Here is a 1829-nt window from a genome sequence, read left to right as displayed (position 1 = left end):
CCATCCCAGCCATCTTCAATATTTGAGATTATTTCGTTTTTCTCTCGACGACAAAGATGATCTGCACCGTGTCAATCTCGAAACTCTCGTCTGACTTCGAGAGCTTTTCCATCCACGAATAGAAGTACTCGACACGAAATGTGTGCGTTTCGGCACTAGTTACGTGTACCATCCGCGAGGTGAGCTCGCTTACACACCATGATCGCGCCGTATCCACCTTGGTTCCGTTTCTCTGGCTTAGCCCAAACGAGGCAAAAAACAAGAGAAAGCGTAGGCATATCATCCGGTACGACAGATCGGATTGACCCCACGTGTCAATCAGATTCCCACCCCATCGACTACCTCGAGACTGCCATTTCGAATACTTGAGAAGAAATCACAACCAACGTCCATCCATTCAATGCGGGGTGTGAGCTTTTTTGAAGTGTTGGCATAAGGGTTTTGATCGTGTCTGGACCGCTTGTAGCGGCAACCATCACAGCAGCACAGCGACTGATCACAGGTGTCACAATGGCTCCACCAAAATGTCTCTTACTACGCCTCCATCAAAAGGTCTCTTGCGCCTCGCAAACGGGCGGTTGACGCTGAAAGCGAACGTGAACCATTTGTAGCGGTGTCGCAACATCATTCAACGCACCCACAGCTCATCTCAACTTCTTCGCAATATCCGTCGTGTTATAGCAAAACACAAGACGACAAGATCCACCGGCGTAATAACACTTGTCTCCACCATAGCTGAACGATCACTCACAGAGTGGCAACACGTCGCCGAACAATGTCTCATCGCTTGTCGCGTTAAGATATTCGTTCAGTGTCCAGGACCACTGCCTGACACTCCATTTGCTTTCGTCAGGATTTCTGTATCCTCTTGAACCTTCCTGGAGACTGCGCCTGTCGACTGAAGCTTCAGTGCGCACCGATCTCCTTCTGGACTCAACACGAGAGTAGAGGCGGTTGACCCCTGTGCGTAAATGTGTTCGGTACAACTATGTCGGTCTCTTGACGTGTTGACGTGTGATGAATATGTGCTGCTTTGCTAGGTGATCTTATTTGTCAGCGCAATGATGGGTGGTGAATGGCGTTTGTGCTATTTGTTGAGTATGTGGAGTTTGTTAAGTATGTGGAGTATGTAATGTTTGTAATAGTTGTGGTGTTGTTTGTGGCAGTAGCCAAAGTTACGCCTGTGTGGCTCAGTGGCAGAGCATCTGTCTTGTAAACAGAAGGTCCCCGGTTCAGTCCCGGGCGGAGGCAAGCGTTTTCCAACCTGCTTCTGTACCCGTCTGTGCATCGAGACCACACACGCGAAAGCAGCCCTTGTTGCTTCTGCTTCGCGTCAACGCACGTGCGCTGGAGCACCTTAGCTCATGTTACTCAGCTCAAGCGTCTTTTTTCAGCCAATACTGGGTGTTGAGGTGCTACACCAACGACTCATACGTCATCTTCTCGACTCAAACTGCTGACCCAGACGCTGAGGCCGTGGAGTCAAAGAATTTCAAGATTGGTCTAGGTCAGCGCAGGCCAGTGCTCCGCAGTGTCGTCGTGAGCGACAACTGGACTCTCGATGTCACTGCTTCGGCCGCTCCTTTGCTGGGTTGCTGTGTCATTGCGATCAAGACAATTGAAGACCGAGCCTAGAGGCTGGGGTCGTAGGCATTGGACTTGTGCGCGGCACCTTCATAATGGACACTGTCAACACTATGGAGTGTTGGCAATCTGCGCTACATTCAGAGGTTATACAACCCTCGAACTGCGACATGCTTTACTCGATCAGCCTCTGAAGACTTGTGCCAACCAAACGGCTTCAGCTGTCCATCCCAGCCATCTTCAAT

At 50.3% G+C, this 1829-nt stretch carries 1 tRNA gene; it reads left to right on the top strand.

Going from position 1 to position 1829, the window contains the following annotated elements:
• The first annotated feature begins 1179 nt into the window (after window positions 1-1179).
• A tRNA-Thr gene (locus QRQ56_RS39140) sits at window positions 1180-1251 on the top strand.
• The last annotated feature ends 578 nt before the right edge of the window (window positions 1252-1829 follow it).

Source organism: Bradyrhizobium sp. U531 (assembly GCF_051710265.1).
Lineage (GTDB): Bacteria > Pseudomonadota > Alphaproteobacteria > Rhizobiales > Xanthobacteraceae > Bradyrhizobium.
This window is presented reverse-complemented; position numbering and strand designations above follow the sequence as displayed.